This window comes from Pseudomonas sp. Z8(2022), assembly GCF_025837155.1.
GTDB lineage: Bacteria > Pseudomonadota > Gammaproteobacteria > Pseudomonadales > Pseudomonadaceae > Aquipseudomonas.
Genome location: NZ_CP107549.1, coordinates 1,416,780 through 1,432,775 on the forward strand (window position 1 = coordinate 1,416,780; position 15,996 = coordinate 1,432,775).

The 15,996-nt window shown below is 56.7% G+C and carries 16 protein-coding genes; 4 read left to right on the forward strand and 12 right to left on the reverse strand.

Translation table 11 applies throughout. The annotated features are described in order from the left end of the window. Positions 1-36: 36 nt before the first annotated feature. The 12 genes from OEG79_RS06755 to OEG79_RS06810 form a co-directional block, all read right to left on the reverse strand. A complete protein-coding gene (locus OEG79_RS06755; RefSeq protein WP_264148021.1) occupies positions 37-750 on the reverse strand; it encodes a S1 family peptidase in 714 nt (237 codons plus the stop codon). A 145-nt stretch (positions 751-895) separates the two neighbouring features. Next, positions 896-3,379: a glycerol-3-phosphate 1-O-acyltransferase PlsB gene (plsB, locus tag OEG79_RS06760; RefSeq protein WP_264148022.1), complete on the reverse strand. Its 2,484-nt coding sequence runs from the start codon at positions 3,377-3,379 to the stop codon at positions 896-898. Between the two features lie 119 nt (positions 3,380-3,498). Then, entirely contained in the window at positions 3,499-4,341 is an 843-nt protein-coding gene (locus OEG79_RS06765) for an EamA family transporter (protein WP_264148023.1), read from the reverse strand. Between the two features lie 931 nt (positions 4,342-5,272). Continuing rightward, positions 5,273-5,488 (reverse strand): hypothetical protein, encoded by a 216-nt coding sequence (locus OEG79_RS06770; RefSeq protein ID WP_264148024.1) that lies wholly within the window; start codon positions 5,486-5,488, stop codon positions 5,273-5,275. A 518-nt stretch (positions 5,489-6,006) separates the two neighbouring features. After that, positions 6,007-6,444: a hypothetical protein gene (locus OEG79_RS06775; protein WP_264148025.1), complete on the reverse strand. Its 438-nt coding sequence runs from the start codon at positions 6,442-6,444 to the stop codon at positions 6,007-6,009. An 86-nt stretch (positions 6,445-6,530) separates the two neighbouring features. After that, a complete protein-coding gene (locus OEG79_RS06780; protein WP_264148026.1) occupies positions 6,531-6,986 on the reverse strand; it encodes an NUDIX hydrolase in 456 nt (151 codons plus the stop codon). Between the two features lie 123 nt (positions 6,987-7,109). Further along, complete coding sequence (locus tag OEG79_RS06785) at positions 7,110-7,679, reverse strand: hypothetical protein (protein WP_264148027.1); 570 nt, start codon at positions 7,677-7,679, stop codon at positions 7,110-7,112. A 584-nt stretch (positions 7,680-8,263) separates the two neighbouring features. Continuing rightward, positions 8,264-8,512 (reverse strand): hypothetical protein, encoded by a 249-nt coding sequence (locus tag OEG79_RS06790; protein WP_264148028.1) that lies wholly within the window; start codon positions 8,510-8,512, stop codon positions 8,264-8,266. 101 nt (positions 8,513-8,613) lie between these two features. After that, the gene (locus OEG79_RS06795; RefSeq protein WP_264148029.1) at positions 8,614-9,255 is read right to left on the reverse strand and encodes a hypothetical protein; all 642 of its coding nucleotides are present in this window, start codon (positions 9,253-9,255) and stop codon (positions 8,614-8,616) included. Further along, complete coding sequence (locus tag OEG79_RS06800) at positions 9,252-9,569, reverse strand: hypothetical protein (protein ID WP_264148030.1); 318 nt, start codon at positions 9,567-9,569, stop codon at positions 9,252-9,254. Before OEG79_RS06800 ends, OEG79_RS06795 begins: the two co-directional genes overlap by 4 nt. Positions 9,570-9,656: 87 nt before the next feature. Continuing rightward, positions 9,657-9,890, reverse strand: a complete 234-nt coding sequence (locus OEG79_RS06805; protein WP_264148031.1) for a hypothetical protein — start codon at positions 9,888-9,890, stop codon at positions 9,657-9,659. A gap of 740 nt (positions 9,891-10,630) precedes the next feature. Continuing rightward, on the reverse strand, positions 10,631-11,113 hold the full coding sequence (locus OEG79_RS06810; protein ID WP_264148032.1) for a hypothetical protein: 483 nt from the start codon (positions 11,111-11,113) through the stop codon (positions 10,631-10,633). Between the two features lie 152 nt (positions 11,114-11,265). On the opposite strand from OEG79_RS06810, the gene OEG79_RS06815 reads away from it, so the two are divergent. The 4 genes from OEG79_RS06815 to OEG79_RS06830 all read left to right on the forward strand — a co-directional run bounded on the left by OEG79_RS06815 (position 11,266) and on the right by OEG79_RS06830 (position 15,891). Next, complete coding sequence (locus OEG79_RS06815; protein ID WP_264148033.1) at positions 11,266-12,231, forward strand: integron integrase; 966 nt, start codon at positions 11,266-11,268, stop codon at positions 12,229-12,231. Between the two features lie 166 nt (positions 12,232-12,397). Further along, entirely contained in the window at positions 12,398-13,321 is a 924-nt protein-coding gene (locus OEG79_RS06820) for an ABC transporter ATP-binding protein (protein ID WP_264148034.1), read from the forward strand. Next, positions 13,318-14,049: an ABC transporter permease subunit gene (locus OEG79_RS06825; RefSeq protein WP_003244158.1), complete on the forward strand. Its 732-nt coding sequence runs from the start codon at positions 13,318-13,320 to the stop codon at positions 14,047-14,049. The genes OEG79_RS06820 and OEG79_RS06825 overlap by 4 nt, the downstream gene beginning before the upstream one ends. Positions 14,050-14,058: 9 nt before the next feature. Further along, entirely contained in the window at positions 14,059-15,891 is a 1,833-nt protein-coding gene (locus tag OEG79_RS06830) for a GldG family protein (protein ID WP_264148035.1), read from the forward strand. The last annotated feature ends 105 nt before the right edge of the window (positions 15,892-15,996 follow it).

Sequence of the window (15,996 nt, forward strand, 5' to 3'; positions counted from 1 at the left end):
GCCAAAGCCCACGGCTCCGGCCAAGGGCTGGAATGATCATTCGCTTAGCGTCATCAGGATATCGGCATACCAGGTGCAGTTCAGGCCCAGAGCCTCGTCCTGCTGCTCGTCGCGGTCGCCGAGCAGGCGGGTGGAGTGGATGCCGAGCAGGTGCCAGGGTAGCTCGCCGTCGACGCTGGCGCGCTTGACCACCGGCGCGCCGCTGATGCCGCGATGGGTGCGGCCATCGGTGAGGAAATAGCCGAGCCCGTGGAAGCGCAGGCCGAAGGACGAAGCCAGCCCGGCCTGGCGTGCCACCGGCATGCGGTGCAGGTTGTCCTGAAAGCCCAGCGGGAAGCCCACCACCAGCAGGGGCGAGCCGATTTCCACAGGCTCGTCGGCCTGCAGCAGATGCCGTTCGCTGAAAGCCTGGTAAACGCTGCCTGGTGGCAACGCTGAACGATCGAGTTCGATCACCGCCACGTCGATCTCGCCGGCTGTATCGATGCCCTGACGCCACAGGCGTTCCTCGTCCTGGTAGAGGGCGATGGTGAAATCCGCCGTGCTGGCCAGATTCTCCGCGTCGGTGTGCAGCTCGATCTGCAGGGCGTCAGGTCGATGGGCGCTGGGTTCGTCGAGCAGCACATGGCGGCTGGTGACCAGAAACAGACGGCCGTCGCGCTGAAAGAAGAAACCGCTGGCGTTGGTCAGTACCTGCCCGGCCGCCAGGGTGGAGATGCGCGTTGCGCTGAGCATCAGGGAGTCGATCATGGCCATGGCCTCCTGCCGGTCTGTGGCCTAGTGCTGACCACGAAACCTGACAGGGGTTCGGCCGGGCGAAACCGGCGTGCCGGGCTACTGCGCCGAGCGGATGCTGCGCACGGCCTGGGCGGCCGTGCGACACCCGGTGCGGACATCACGGCGCTGCCGGTTCGTCCTCGTTGCGGTCCAGTGCCACCTGGCGGATGGACAGGCGAATCTCCGCCGGCAGTACGCGCTTGGCGGCGCCTTCGGCCAGTTCGCTGAGCAGCGGGTGATGGCTGAGCTTGCCGGCTTCGTCCTGACGCAGCACGCCCTGGTCCAGCAGGCTCTGGATGAAGTGGCGGAACAGGCTCTTGTCGAAGAACTCCGGGGCGTTCAGGCCATGCAGGATCGACAGGCGCTGGGCCATGGTGGTGCACAGGTCTTCCAGCTCCTCGGCGCTGATCCTGTTCTGCCCGGCGTTGAGCAGCAGAGCGATGGCCATGTAGAAACGCTGCAGGGTCTGCGCCACCGAGCGCGACAGCAGGGTCAGCAGTACGAACTGGCGAGAGCTGGGGGCCGGACGGATGTACATGTCGCCTTCGACCTTGAGCAGGCCCTGTTCGACGAACGCCGCCAGCCACTGGTCGATCACGCCTTCCAGCTCGCTCTGCTCCCAGCGGATGAACAGCTCGGACTGCAGATACGGATACAGCGCGCCGGTATAGCGCAGGATCTGCTCGCGGCTGATCCGCGAGCTGCTCTGGAAGAAGCTCGCCAGCAGCGCCGGCAGGGCAAAGATGTGCAGCACGTTGTTGCGGTAGTAGGTCATCAGGACGGCGTTCTGCTCATCCAGATAGAAGATCTTGCCCAGCGCGTCCTTTTGCTCGGCCAACAGATCCATGCCCTTGACGTGCTCGATCAGCGCCGTACCGTCACCCTCCGGCAGAGTGGTGTGCGGCGAGTAGGGCACCGCACGCAGCAGGGCCAGATAGAGGTCGAGCACCCGCGTCAGGGCGCGGTCGTCCAGGGCCAGCTTGCTGGTGGACAGCAGCGCCAGGGCAACCAAGTTGACCGGGTTGATCGAGGCCGCTTCGTTGAGGTGGCGCGCCACATGTTCGCCCAGGCGGTTGATGGTTGCGTTGAGCCATTCCGGGCGGTACTGCGGGCCCAGCTCCTGCTCACGCCAGCCGGGCTGCTGCTGGTCGAGGAACTCGGCCAGCTTGATCGGCTCGCCGAAGTTCACCGAGACCTGGCCGAAGCGCTGCTTGAGTGCGCCGAGCACCTTGAACAGGTCGAAGATCGACTCCTTCTTCTTGCTCGCGCCGCGCAGCTCGCCCAGGTAGGTGCGACCCTCCAGTACGCGTTCGTAGCCGATGTACACCGGCACGAAGACGATGGGCAGGCGATTGCTGCGCAGGAAGCTGCGCAGGGTGATGGCCAGCATGCCGGTCTTCGGCCTGAGCATGCGCCCGGTGCGCGAGCGGCCGCCCTCGACGAAGTACTCCACCGGGTACCCCTTGCTGAACAGGGTGTGCAGGTATTCGTTGAATACCGCGGTGTACAGCGGGTTGCCCTTGAAGGTGCGGCGCATGAAGAAGGCGCCGCCGCGGCGCAGCAGGCCGCCGATCACCGGCATATTCAGATTGATGCCAGCGGCGATGTGCGGTGGCGTCAAACCGTTGCGGAACAGCAGGTAGGACAGCAGCAGGTAGTCGATATGGCTGCGATGGCAGGGCACGTAGATGACTTCGTGGCCCTGGGCGATATCGCGCACGCCTTCGACGTTATGCACCTTGATGCCGTCGTAGATCTTGTTCCAGAACCAGCTCAGCACCAGCTCGAGGAAGCGGATCACCGTGTAGGTGTAGTCCGAGGCAATCTCGTTGCCATAGCGCAGCGCCTGGGCTTCGGCCTTCTCCAGGCTGATCTTCTCGCGCTCGGCTTCCTCGGCAATCGCCTGGCGCACCATCGGGTCATGCACCAGGCCCTTGACCAGGTTGCGCCGGTGCGAGACGTCCGGGCCGATCACCGCGGCCTTCTGGTTGCGGAAGTGCACGCGCAGGATGCGGTGCACCATGCGCAGGGTGCGCTCGCGGCCCTTGTCCTGCTCGACCAGCTCGCGCAGATGGATCGGCGTGGAGAACTGCACGCGGGTCTTGCGTCCGAGAATCAGGATGCTGACCAGCCGGCGCAGGCGTCCGGTGACTGCCCAGCTGTCGGCGAACAGCAGTTTCCAGGCGCTGGTCTCGTGGTCCGGCGACTGGCCCCAGAACACGCTTACCGGCACGATCTGCGCGTCGTCCACGGCCTGCTGGCTGAGGGCGGTGACTACGCGATCCAGGGTCGGCGAGATGCCGCGCTTGTCGTGGCGGCCGAACCAGTCCGGCTCCGGCGTCAGGTAGAAGAAGGCGGCGGGCTCGATATGCTCCCCGACAGCCACCGGCAATATCGGGCGCGGCAGGCCGGCCTTGGTGCATTCGCGGTCGACCACCGCCAGGTCGCTCACCGAGGGCTGCTGCAATACGTAGAACACCGGCTTGCTGCGGTCGAGCTTGAGGGTGAAGGCGGACTGATTGATGGTTTCCGAGCGTACCCAGAGGTACAGCAGGCGGCGCAGTGCGCTGAAGGCCATGCGGCGGAAAGGGGAGCGGGTCATACGGACTCTTGAACAGTTGAACGAGCGTAGGCTCGGAAGGGCGCTAGTTTGCCGCAACCCCGTCTGCCGGGCAAAAAACTTCCAGGAGAAGTTGCTGCGCCGCTACGCCGGCCGAATACCTAGGCCAGTTTCATCACCACCACGCCGGCTGCGATCACCACGCAGGCCAGCAGGCGAATCGGCCGCAGAGATTCCTTGAGCAAGACCATCCCCAGCAGCACGGCGAACACCACGCTGGTCTCGCGCAAGGCAGAAACCAGCGCCACCGGCGCCTGGGTCATGGCCCAGATGACGATGGTATAGGCCGCCATCGACATCGCTCCGCCAGCCAGACCGCCGCGCCAGTGCGGGCCCAATTGCAGGAAGGCGCGTGGCCCACGGCTGATGGCCAGTACCGCCGTCATCACCACGCCGTTGACCGTGAACAGCCAGAGTGAATAGCTCAGCGCGTCGCCATTGTTGCGCGCACCCATGGCATCGCTGAGGGTGTAGCCGGCGATGAACAGTGCTGTCATCAGCGCGCAGAACAGCATCATTCCCTGCGGCGTCTTGTGCTGGCCACCGCGCAGGGCCATCAGCCAGATGCCTGTCACCAGTACCAGCAGCCCCAGCAACTGCATTGCACTCAGACCGTCGTGCAACAACAGCAGCGAGAGCAGGGCGACCATCAGTGGCGAGCTACCCCGCGCAATCGGGTAGACCTGGCCCAGATCACCGTACTGATAGGCGCGGGCGAGGAAGAAGTTGTAGCCGACATGCAGCAGTGCCGACAGCGCGATCCACGGCCAGGCCGAAGCCTGCGGCAGCGCCACCAGCGGCAACGCGCAGAACGCCACCAGGCCAGCGCCGATCTGGATCAGGGTGGCGGTGAGAAAGCGGTCTAAACCGATCTTGAGTAGGGCGTTCCAGCCTGCGTGCAGGGCAGCGGCGACGATGACGGCGAGAAAGACCGTGGTTTCCAAAGTGGGCCTCTGAGGCAGGCGGTGTCGAGGAAATCTAACTGGAGCAGTGGGGTAGCGGCCCGACGCGACATGGCGGGGCGCCCTGGCAGTCTGCCGCAAGCCCGATTTCCGGGCAAAGCCCATTACAGCCGGCAGCGCAGTGATGCGGCATTCGATGCAGTCGATGAAGACGCCACTCGGATTGCCGCATGGATGGGCATGAGGTTTTGCGGGGCTAGCGGTCAGCGACAGGCCGGTGTGAGTTTCCATATGGGCCGCCACTAGCAGCTGCTTGCGCCATCTCCACTCCAGCAGGCCCATATACCGCTAACGCCCGAATTAGGACGGCCCGCGAAGCGGGTCAGGAAGAGTGAGTTGTCAGGGCGCACTCCCGCATAGAGAGTCATCAAGCTCGCTTCTTTGCATGCTAGAGACAACTCCAGAATCCACCTCCAACCGCAATACAGTGCGATGCACCTCCTGTCCATCTGGAGTAGTGCACATAGGCGAAAATCTCGCGAAGAAAACTCCGCTGAGCCAGTCTGCATGAACGCGGTCGCCAAACTCGGGATACACCTGCTCCAAGGGCATATCACCACTGCATCGACTTAAGCCGACTAACCAGATTTTCTGGTCAACCAGTTCGAACCGGCCCACAGGCCCGCCTATAGCAGAGCAGGCTTCAGCCCGCTTTGCGGCAAACAGGCGTTCTGTTCTGGGTAACTCAAGCCAGCAGCATTTCTCTGGATGGATCGGTCCGAGTTCATTTCCAACAAGCAGCGTATCAGCCAATGGCTGGGTTGCCGAAATCGGAGGAACGACGGCCATCAGCAGACCGAAGAGTACAAAGCGGAGATTGCAATGGTTCATGTGTACTTAACGTTTGGTTAAGGGCCGGGCTTTAGCCCGTCCCAGTGAGCGAAGCGAGTGATTTGAGCAGCTTGTTAGGCAATTAATCGCTGTTGTCATGCCAAAAAACATCGCCCTCATCAATATCTTCATCGTGAGCGTGAGCTATTGGGTGTTGGTTGGGGTTCAGCTGCTTTCCTCGATTGCCTTGTGCTTGGTCGTATTGCCGGTTTGTGCCGCTGGTGCCCTTGTTCGGGTTAACCTGATTTGCCTCATTGTCTTGAGGGGATATTTCTTTGAAGGCTTTCTCTAAGTCCATGATTAAGTTCCTCAGCTTGTATTTTTATAGAGCCTAACGTTTGGTTAAGGGGCCGGCTTTAGCCGGTCCCAGTGAGCGAAGCGAACGGTTTGAACCAATTGTTATGCGCATGCTACAACCCATTTGCAATGGCTTTTTGAATTATAGGCGCTACGGTTGTTTTGTTTATTCCGCGATCAATGCAGTATTTTGACTCAAGCCAGTTTGATAATTTCTTTTGCCCCTTGCTCGCATTACATGAGCAGCAGCATAGCGAGATGTTTTCTCGGGTAATTATCTTTGCATCATTGATTATGTGCTCCCAGCTGGCGCGCGTTTTCTTAGAGACTTTGGTGGTTGTGAACTCTACACCGCAATAAACGCATTTTTTGTCTCTTTCACGGACTTCCTTTTCGAGCCAGCTTGGGATGTTCCAACTGTTTGCCATATAGCTGCCTTGAGCGCTTGTGCATAACGTTTGGTTAAGGGGCGGGCTTTAGCCCGTCCCAGTGAGCGAAGCGAACGTTTTGAACCAGTTGTTAGACGTTGCTTGCACGCTTTCCTCGTAGGGCTTCAAAGATACCCATTGAGAGTTTTGGGTTGTAAGTCTTTCCTTTGAAAGACGTGATGCTTAGCCTGAGCAGGCTATATATTAGATAAAGCCCGAAAATTATGATTAATATGTTTGTGAGTAAGCCGCTTGATACGAGTGGTATTGTGAACTCTCCATCGCGGGATACGATTAGTAGTGAGCCAATTACTAGTCCGATAACGATGCTTATTAGAATTAGTGAAATGATTAGGTCAAAGGCCTTTAGTGTCGTGTCTTTTGCTAGATTTAGCGATAGCTTCTTGTATATGAAGTAAAGGATTGCAGGTAAGACTGGGAGTAGCCAAGGGGCAACTAAGTATGATGCAGCCAGAACCATAAGAGGTGTTGCTGCGGCAGTGGTACGATCCTTCGTCGTGTTGTTCACGTAATTTTCCTGCAATGTCTAACGTTTGGTTAAGGGGCGGGCTTTAGCCCGTCCCAGTGAGCGAAGCGAGCGTTTTGAACCATTTGTTAGGCGCAATGTTGGCGCTGACTCAATACGGCGCTTAACAGCTCAGGAATCCACTCGGGTTTGAATATGGTTGAATTCTCATTTTGCATTTCTTTAAGACTCCACCATTTCCACTTTTGAATAGTGCATTTTTCTTCGTCGGTCCATTCTGCGGCGAATATATTTGAATTTGGTGGGCACTTTACTAAATAGTATTTTTCTAGCCAGCGCGCAGGTGTTGAACGTGCTACAGCATATACTTCATCTCGCTCTTTCAAGAGATTTCCAATTTTCAGAGTAAGCCCGGTTTCCTCGTATAGCTCCCGTGCGGCTGCATCGGTGTAGCTTTCTCCCGACTTAAGCTCGCCGCCAGCGGTTGCCCAGAATGGTGCTTGATGCTCGTCCTTGTATAAAAATAACAAAAGACGTCCTTCGCTATCCACGATAAATAATCTAGAGGATTTTCTGACTTCCATTTCTGCCCCAAGCGTAATGCGTGCTTTGATTGAATTGTGCCTAACGTTTGGTTAAGGGGCCGGCTTTAGCCGGTCCCGAGTGAGCGAAGCGAACGACTTGAACCACTAGTTAGAGGTGCAGGCTCAAATATTTGCGGCAATACTTTGTTTTATTTCAAATTCAACATAGTCATTGAGTGAAACTTCGTCATGCGGCCACTTGGCGATGTTTATTATTATAGTTCCGCGCTTCTCGGCTTCGGTTTTCAAGGCGCCGCCAACCTTGTTTTCAGCGGTTATAATTATTGAGCCTAGACCCAAAGCCAGGAGGTCTCTGTCGGTCTCGTTTTTCCTTAATTTTGACTTTCTTGGCGGGCCAAGATTTTTTTGTGTTTCTTCCAAGAATTTAAGTTGTTCATCCGTGGCGAAAGACCCGGCATCAAAGCCACCAATATATCTGAGATTGTTTTCAGGGTTTTCTAAATCGCTGAACCCAAAAAATGATGCTTCATTAATGTACTGTTCCCCGATCAGTGATAATGCGTAAGCCTTGACGGATTTATCTTCGGGGATGTCGTATATTTCTTGTCGAACACCTTTGGTTATTATTATTTTGTAGATTTCTTCTGGAAATTCTTCTGCAAGGTTAACTTGGTGTTTGCATAGGGTGTTGATTGCGCAAGAGTCAATGTAAATCTTGAGGAGGTTTTGCATGAGATTTCCTTGCGCCTCTAACGATTAAGCTAAGGGCCGGCTTTAGCCGGTCCCAGTGAGCGAAGCGAACGATTTGAGCGCATTGTTAGGTGCTACTCATTTCTCGATATTTACGCCTGATCTTTGTGATTAGTTCAGGCTCGTCAATACCGTAATCCAAGCAAACAATTTTGCCTTTAATTTTTCCCCAGTTTTCTGGCTTATACTCCATGTCGGGATTGGGGTAGTAATTGCTATATTCTCCGTCGTTTGCGAGCTTGATCTCTTCAAAAGTTACTGGTTGGAGTGCTCTGTACATAACAAGAACGAGTCCCAGAGGATCGGAGAATCGAACTGGGCATAAGTGTGCCCATCCGAATTTTGGCTTCCATTCTCTCCACATCTCTGCTTCCCATCTATTGCAACGTGCTCCTCGAATAATATTTCTTATTCGAGGCACTTTTATTGCCCATCTTGATGTAATAAAAACTCTTCTATATACACCTGTAGGCATTCGATGGGTACCTAACGATTAAGCTAAAGGGCCGGCTTTAGCCGGTCCCAGCGAGCGAAGTGAGCGCTTTGAGCGCATTGTTAAACCCCAGTTACAAGTTTTTCTTGATGGCGCTAATTCGTTGTGCTTCCTCTAGCTTTTTGCGCTGAAGATAAAGAGAAATCAGGCCTGGCTCGGATTCTTTTTTAGAGAGCAAAAGTGCAAGAAAGCTAACTATGGGTGTTGAAATTAGTAAGATAAACAAGAATATCTCATGCTTTCCTGGCATTCCTTTGTCGTAGATCAGATAGCCAATCATTCCCATGAGCGCAATATTCAGGAGGATTGCAAGTTTTCGCATAATTCCCTCTGGGGTCTAACGTTTGAGCTAACCGGCGTGCAAAAGCAGAGTGAAGCGCCGCTTTTGCACGTCCGTGTTGAGCGATTTGTTAGCGGAATACATCAGAATTTAATCGAGCGTTTGACTCGCTCAAGTATCGGGCGCCATACAATCGCATCCGACTGCCTGTGCGACAAGGTTATTTCAATAAGACGATTGGAAACAGGAATCTTGTATTGCGTCACTTGCCAAGGAGAAGGCCCATTAACCCCCGCGCGAATGTAAGGCATTACGAGCACTCGGTAATTATTGAGCCGCTCAATGCGGACAGGCTGCATCTCAATTATCTTTGGGCCGCCAGACGCCTCAAGTTGCCTGAACATTTTTAACATTTCAGTTCCAACCTCTTGGAGGTCTGCGGGGGTAGCTGCTGCAAGATCGGATTGTGTGTAATCGGGGGGGGACGTGACACTTACACGAATCGTCGCACCGGTTGGATTAGGCGTAGCATTCATCGCCAGCAAGGATTCTTTTCGACCACTTGATCCTTCGATGCCGGCATTATCAGTCATTGCTTGGCCAGCAGCGCCGAGATTTTTGCGATTTTCCAGAGACAATACCGTCCAATGAGATGGAACATCGAGTGAGATGCCGTAGGCCAACTGAACACTACGAAATGAAGTGTCTTGCGCGAATGCTGAATGTGCAAGCAGCGTTAAGGCAATAAACGCGGCAAGAAATAGATGTTTGATATTCACTCTCATTGCTCCCCTCCTGCGCTAGGCGGTTGCTTTTTCTCTTGTCTATTAAGAAATGAGAAAAACAGCCAAGTAAATACAAATGCGCCCCCCATATCGAGTGGGTTTTGTGGACTGATCGGCACGCCGACGCTATCGGAAATGGCCTGATACCTGAGCACCTTCAGCACCGATAGCGCGACCACACTCACAATAAACATCAAAATGGTCAACGACCATGCAGCCAGGCGAGACGCCGACTTCTGCTTAAATGCAGTCACGTTCAGTAGCTTTGCCGCACCAAACACGAGCAGTCCGTAAATGAGCCAATCGACGAGCATGGGTAGTTCTTCTATCCGCTAACGATTAAGCTAAGGGGCCGGCTTTAGCCGGTCCCAGTGAGCGAAGCGAACGATTTGAGCGCATTGTTATGCGCTGAACTGGCCAAGAACGGCCATTAGCAAAATGGCAAATACGAGAATTCCAACGCAGCATACATATGCCTCATTTCTGGAGCCGCTTAACCACTCGTTTTTTGGGTATTTCCCAAAAGTGGCCACTTTTACAAATGGCCACCCTATGGCGTAGAAAAATGTTCCAAGTATTATTTCCGTTACTAAGTAGCCAAAAAACCGGACTACGAGGCTGAGAAGTTCTTCCATGTGTCTCCAGCGTATAACGATTAAGCTAACGGGCGGCCAAAAGCGCAGCTTTTGGACGTCCAGCGAACGGAGTGAGCGACAGTTGAGCGCATTGTTAGGCTACACCTCAGGGTGCTTTCTGTAGAGACTGAAGAGGATAGGCTTTGGTGGTGAGCGTCTAGTTCTCATAGCCATCTCTTTTGTCCCTTTTGGTATACGTTGATAGCAATCTTTTTGCCGATATTCTCTGGTTTACAGCAGTACAAGCCGGGACCATAGGGGCATCCCCAATATTGTTTACTATTAGGGTGGCGAGCATTCGATTGCTTTCGGTCTCGCAATACAAATTTCTCACCGCATCCTGCGCAAATGCGCTCTTTTTTCTGGAGGCCAAGAATTTTTAACCAGTCCATATGCGTGACCTCGCGCGTTAATGCACTACAGTACTTTCAGGCTGCTAACGTGAAGCTTGTTGGTAAATGGTGGCTGCTTCCTTCGACTTAGACGGCCAAGTATGACCACACTCACATACGCACTGATATGAGCCGTTCTTGTTGCGACCAGTGACTCTTACACGCCTGAATATCTCAGGGCTGACTTTCCCTCGTGCAATGCGATGACCATTGGCGTCGCGGCATTTGCTGCAATAAATAGCTTGAGTTGTCACTGGGTGCCTCCGGTAGTTTTTGTAGCCTAACGTTTGGTTAAGGGGCGGGCTTTAGCCCGTCCCAGTGAGCGAAGCGAACGGTTTGAACCTATTGTTAGGATTTGCCTTCGCGGAGTTGTTCGTTTAATGCACGAGCTTTTTTCTTGCATAAAATCATTGTTTTATAAGCAAGATTTTTGAATGCCATGTGATCTAGCTCTTCTAGAACTTGCTCAATAGGGACGAAACTGACACCGAATCCGGTGCTTGTTGATGGAATGCGTTTCACAGGCCTTAGATCGTAGTCTGTATGTGCGGCGACACGATTTCTTAGGTTTATAACTTTATTGTGAAGTACATATTCGTCAGGGCTAAGATCTTTCTCTAGTTTAAGCGAAACTTTTTGAGTGGCGCCCGATCCGTCGCTTTTTAAAAAGGGGCGAGAGTAGGCAACAATTGCCGCAACCATCAGGCCTCGTTTTATTATTGCTTGATCAGTTTCTGTGTAGGCTTCCAGATATTGATGCGCCTCACAGGTATCGTCGTCAGACAGACTTGCCCTGTTGAATTGCAGTTCAATGTTGTTTGAGCGCAGCATTATTAATGCTACTCCTAACTATTAATTAGACGACACGTATGTCGCGTTCCTACGCGACACCTGTCGCATAATCTTCCTTGTCGTCTTGCAAGTCCTTGTCTAGCTTGAAGGTTGTCGCGACAAACGCGACAGCACTCAGGGAGAAACGCGACATGGATGACGGCAAGCCCAAGTTGCTGGATCAACTGCGCCAGCAGATTCGAGTCAGAAACTATTCCATCCGTACCGAAGCTGTCTATGCCGAATGGGTAAAGCGTTACATCCGCTTTCACCACTACCGTCATCCGGCAGAGATGGGGGCGGCGGAAATCGAGGCTTTTCTCACCCATCTTGCAGTTAAGCGCGACGTGTCCGCCTCGACGCAAAACCAGGCGCTGGCCGCTCTGCTATTCCTCTACAAGGAGGTGCTCAAGCTGGATTTGCCCTGGTTGCAGGGTGTCGTACGGGCGAAGAAACCTAAGCATCTGCCGGTGGTACTAACCCGTGTTGAGGTCGACGCCCTGTTGGCTCAACTGCAGGGCGATAGCTGGATCGTTGCGAATCTGCTCTATGGTGCTGGGTTGCGATTGCTTGAGGCGCTGCGGCTACGAGTCAAGGATGTCGACTTTACCCGGCGGGAAATCATCGTGCGTGATGGTAAGGGCCAGAAAGACCGGGTAACCATGCTGCCAATGCGTGTTGTCGAGCCGTTACGGCAACATTTGAACAAGGTGCAGCATGTGCATCAGGGGGATCTGGCCGAAGGTTTCGGCGAGGCTAATTTGCCGTTCGCGCTGGCGCGCAAGTATCCGAATGCGGTGAAGGAGTGGGGATGGCAGTTCATTTTCCCGTCGAGCAATCGCTCTCAGGATCCTCGCGGGCACGGTATTTATCGCCATCACCTGCATGAGAAAACCATCCAGCGGGCTGTGCGTGAGGCGGCGCGGCGTGCTGGTTTGATCAAGCATGCGACGCCACATTCGTTACGCCATTCCTTTGCCACGCATCTGCTGGAGGCAGGTCAGGACATTCGCACTGTTCAGGAGTTGCTCGGCCACTCTGATGTGAAGACCACCATGATCTACACCCATGTGCTCAACCGCGGGGGGCTTGCGGTGTTGAGCCCTCTGGATCGCTGACCACATATTCCATTTACTACTTGTTTCGGGATGCTGACTGAACTTTTCAGTTTTGCTACGGTCTTGCCCTCGTCCGGGCCGGTGGTTTGCGTGCTCGGCGTTCTTGCGGCCTGCGCGTGTGCGGTGGTTTCGCTGAGCGCAGTGCCCTTCGCGACGGTGAGAGGCCATGATCGAAATAAGAAACCTGACCAAGCGTTTTGCGCAGCACACGGCGGTCAATGACCTGTCGTTCCAGGTCCAGCCAGGGGAAGTGCTGGGCTTTCTCGGTCCCAACGGGGCCGGCAAATCCACCACCATGAAGATGCTCACCGGCTTTCTTGCGCCGACTTCCGGCACGGCGAGCATCCTCGGTTGCGATATCCAGACCCAGACCCTCAAGGCCCAGCGGCAGATCGGTTATCTGCCGGAAGGCGCGCCGTGCTACGGCGATATGACGGTGCGTGGCTTTCTTGAATTTATCGCCGAGGTGCGCGGTTTTCGTGGTGCCGAGAAGACGCTGCGCGTACAGCGCGCTGTGGAGCAGGTGGAGCTGGAAAAGGTGCTGGAGCAGAGCATCGAGACGCTGTCCAAGGGCTTCAAGCGCCGCGTTGGCCTGGCCCAGGCGATTCTGCATGATCCGCGCGTGCTGATCCTCGACGAGCCCACCGACGGCCTCGACCCCAACCAGAAGCATCAGGTGCGCCAGCTTATTCAGGGGCTGGCCCGCGACAAGATCGTGATCATTTCCACTCATATTCTCGAAGAGGTAACGGCGCTGTGTACCCGCGCAGTGGTGATCGCCAAGGGCCGCTTGCTGGCCGATGGTACGCCGCTGGAGCTGGAAAGCCGCTCGCGCTATCACCAGGCGGTGACGCTGGTGGCCGATGAAGCGCTGGATCAGGCAGCCCTCGCGGCGCTGCCGGGCGTCGCCGGTGTCGAGGAGAACGCCCGCGAGCACAGCCTGAGCGTGCTGGCGCAGCCGGGCGAAGTGATCTTCCCGCAGGTCAATGCGCTGATTGCCGAGCGCGGCTGGAAGGTCAAGGAACTCAACGTGGAACGCGGCCGCCTGGATGAGGTGTTCCGCACACTGACCCGGGGAGAGCAGCCATGACCCAGTTGCCCGTGATCTTCAAACGCGAGCTGGCGAGCTATTTCGCCACGCCGCTGGCCTATGTGTTCATCGTCATCTTCCTGGTGCTGTCCGGGGTGTTCACCTTCTATCTGGGCGGCTTCTTCGAGGGCGGGCAGGCCAATCTGTCGGCCTTCTTCAATTTCCACCCCTGGCTCTATCTGTTCCTGGTGCCGGCGATTGCCATGCGCCTGTGGGCGGAGGAGCGCAAGTCCGGCTCCATCGAGCTGCTGATGACCCTGCCGATCACCCGCTTCGAGGCGGTCACCGGCAAGTTCCTGGCGGCCTGGGTGTTCGCCGGCATCGCGCTGCTGCTGACCTTCCCGATGATCATCACGGTCAACTACCTGGGCGAGCCGGACAACGGCGCCATCGTCACCGGCTATATCGGCAGCTGGCTGCTGGCCGGGGCTTATCTGGCCATCGGCTCGTGCATGTCGGCGCTGAGCAAGAACCAGGTGATCGCCTTCATCCTCGCGGTCAGCGCCTGCTTCCTGTTTATCGTCAGCGGCTTTCCCATGGTGCTCGACGCCTTCGCCTGGGCGCCGCAGTGGCTGGTCGATGCCATCGCCTCGCTGAGCTTCCTGGTGCGCTTCGACGCCATCAGCAAGGGCGTGATCGATCTGCGCGACCTGCTGTATTTCCTCTCGCTGATCGCCGCCTGGCTGACCGCCACTGCTGTGGTCATCGACCTGAAGAAAGCCGACTGAGGAGCGCCCATGAAAAAGCTGATCTATTCCGGCGCCGGGCTGCTGCTGATCGCGGTGGCCTTTGTCGCCTTCAACCTGCTGGCCGGTCTGGGCCTGGGCGGTGCGCGCCTGGACCTGACCGAGCAGAAGCTCTACACCATCTCCGCCGGCACCAGGCAGATCCTTGGCGAGCTGGACGAGCCGGTCAACCTGTACTTCTTCTACTCGGACAAGGTGGCCAAGGACCTGCCGGCGCTGCGCAACTACGCCCAGCGTGTGGAAGAAATGCTCAAGGCGTACCAGGCGCAGGCGAACGGCAAGATCCGCCTGCATATCATCGATCCCGAGCCGTTCTCCGAGGACGAGGACAAGGCCGCCGAGTTCGGCCTGCAGGGCATCCCGCTGCAGCAGGGTGGTGACTCGATCTACTTTGGCCTGGCCGGTACCAACGCGCTGGACGACACCCAGGTGATCCCGTTCTTCGCCCTGGATCAGGAGGAACATCTCGAATATGAGCTGAGCCGGCTGGTGCAGACCCTGGCCAAGCCGGAGCTACCGGTGGTCGGGGTGCTCTCCGGGCTGCAGATGACCGGCGGCTTCGACATGATGGCGCGGCAGCCGACGCCGCCGTGGATGGTGCTGGAGCAGGTGCGTCAGTTGTTCCAGATCGAGAACCTCAGGACCGATGTCGACCAGATTCCCGAGCAGGTCTCGGTGCTGTGGCTGGTTCATCCGAAGAACCTGCCCGAGCAAACCCTGTATGCCATCGATCAGTTCGTGCTGCGCGGCGGCAAGCTGATGGTGTTCGTTGATCCTTACGCGGAAGCGGATAGCGGCGACATGCCGGGCGAGATGGCGGTGGACAAGGGCTCGAACATCGAGGCGCTGTTCAAGGCCTGGGGCCTGCGCATGGTGCCGGACAAGGTGCTTGGCGACGGCTCCTATGCCATGTCGGTCAACCGTGGCCAGGGGCAGCGCCCGGTGCGTCATGCTGCCTGGTTGAGTCTGCCGCGCAAGGCGCTGGACCAGGCCGATATCGCCACTGCCGGGCTGGAGAGCGTCACCGTGGCCACTGCCGGCATTCTCGAGCCGCTGGAGGGGGCGAAGACGCGTTTCACGCCGCTGATGCAAAGCTCCGAGTACGCCATGCCCTTTGAGGCCCAGCGCTTCGCCATGCTCAGCAATCCGGAGGAGCTGATTCGCGAGCTGGAGCCGACCGGCGAGCGCTACACCATCGCCGCGCGCATCGACGGCCCGGCGCAAAGCGCCTTCCCCGATGGCATCGAAGGTCGCAAGGACGGGCTCAAGCAGGCTGAGAACATCAACGTGATCGCCGTGGCCGATACCGACATCCTCAGCGACCGCATGTGGGTGCAGGTGCAGGAGTTCTTTGGCCAGCGCATGCCGCAGCCCTGGGCCGACAACGGCAGCTTTACCATCAATGCGCTGGACAACCTGACCGGCTCCGAGGCGCTGATCAGCGTGCGTTCGCGTGGTCGCTTCAGTCGTCCGTTCGTGGTGGTCGAAGAGCTGCAGCGCGCTGCCGAACAGCGCTTCCGCGACAAGGAGCAGGCCTTGCAGGCGCGTCTGGCCGAGACCGAGCAGCAACTGGCGGCGTTGCAGCGCAACGATGACCCGAACCAGGCACTGGAGCTGACGCCGGAGCAGCAGGGCGCATTGCAGCGCTTCATCCAGCAGAAGCTGGAAATCCGAAAGGAACTGCGCGACGTGCGCTACCAGCTCAACGCCGATATCGAGGCCCTGGGCCGTACGCTCAAGGTGATCAACATTGCTCTGGTACCGGCGCTGCTGACTCTTGGGGTGTTGGCGCTGTGGCTGTGGCGGCGCCGTCGTCACGCGTGAGGGTTATCACCTGTGGGAGGCGCTTCAGCGGCGACAGTTGCGGCTAAAGCCCCCTCCCACGAACCTTGCGTAGGGTGGATGTCGCTGTTTACATCCTCCGCAACG

What these genes read in the sequence shown, in the direction of transcription:
- OEG79_RS06755 (WP_264148021.1), bottom strand. Translation starts at nt 750, where the DNA reads ATGATCGACTCCCTGATGCTCAGCGCAACGCGCATCTCCACCCTGGCG.
- plsB (WP_264148022.1), bottom strand. Translation starts at nt 3,379, where the DNA reads ATGACCCGCTCCCCTTTCCGCCGCATGGCCTTCAGCGCACTGCGCCGC.
- OEG79_RS06770 (WP_264148024.1), bottom strand. Translation starts at nt 5,488, where the DNA reads ATGGACTTAGAGAAAGCCTTCAAAGAAATATCCCCTCAAGACAATGAG.
- OEG79_RS06780 (WP_264148026.1), bottom strand. Translation starts at nt 6,986, where the DNA reads ATGGAAGTCAGAAAATCCTCTAGATTATTTATCGTGGATAGCGAAGGA.
- OEG79_RS06785 (WP_264148027.1), bottom strand. Translation starts at nt 7,679, where the DNA reads ATGCAAAACCTCCTCAAGATTTACATTGACTCTTGCGCAATCAACACC.
- OEG79_RS06790 (WP_264148028.1), bottom strand. Translation starts at nt 8,512, where the DNA reads ATGCGAAAACTTGCAATCCTCCTGAATATTGCGCTCATGGGAATGATT.
- OEG79_RS06795 (WP_264148029.1), bottom strand. Translation starts at nt 9,255, where the DNA reads ATGAGAGTGAATATCAAACATCTATTTCTTGCCGCGTTTATTGCCTTA.
- OEG79_RS06800 (WP_264148030.1), bottom strand. Translation starts at nt 9,569, where the DNA reads ATGCTCGTCGATTGGCTCATTTACGGACTGCTCGTGTTTGGTGCGGCA.
- OEG79_RS06805 (WP_264148031.1), bottom strand. Translation starts at nt 9,890, where the DNA reads ATGGAAGAACTTCTCAGCCTCGTAGTCCGGTTTTTTGGCTACTTAGTA.
- OEG79_RS06810 (WP_264148032.1), bottom strand. Translation starts at nt 11,113, where the DNA reads ATGCTGCGCTCAAACAACATTGAACTGCAATTCAACAGGGCAAGTCTG.
- OEG79_RS06815 (WP_264148033.1), top strand. Translation starts at nt 11,266, where the DNA reads ATGGATGACGGCAAGCCCAAGTTGCTGGATCAACTGCGCCAGCAGATT.
- OEG79_RS06820 (WP_264148034.1), top strand. Translation starts at nt 12,398, where the DNA reads ATGATCGAAATAAGAAACCTGACCAAGCGTTTTGCGCAGCACACGGCG.
- OEG79_RS06825 (WP_003244158.1), top strand. Translation starts at nt 13,318, where the DNA reads ATGACCCAGTTGCCCGTGATCTTCAAACGCGAGCTGGCGAGCTATTTC.
- OEG79_RS06830 (WP_264148035.1), top strand. Translation starts at nt 14,059, where the DNA reads ATGAAAAAGCTGATCTATTCCGGCGCCGGGCTGCTGCTGATCGCGGTG.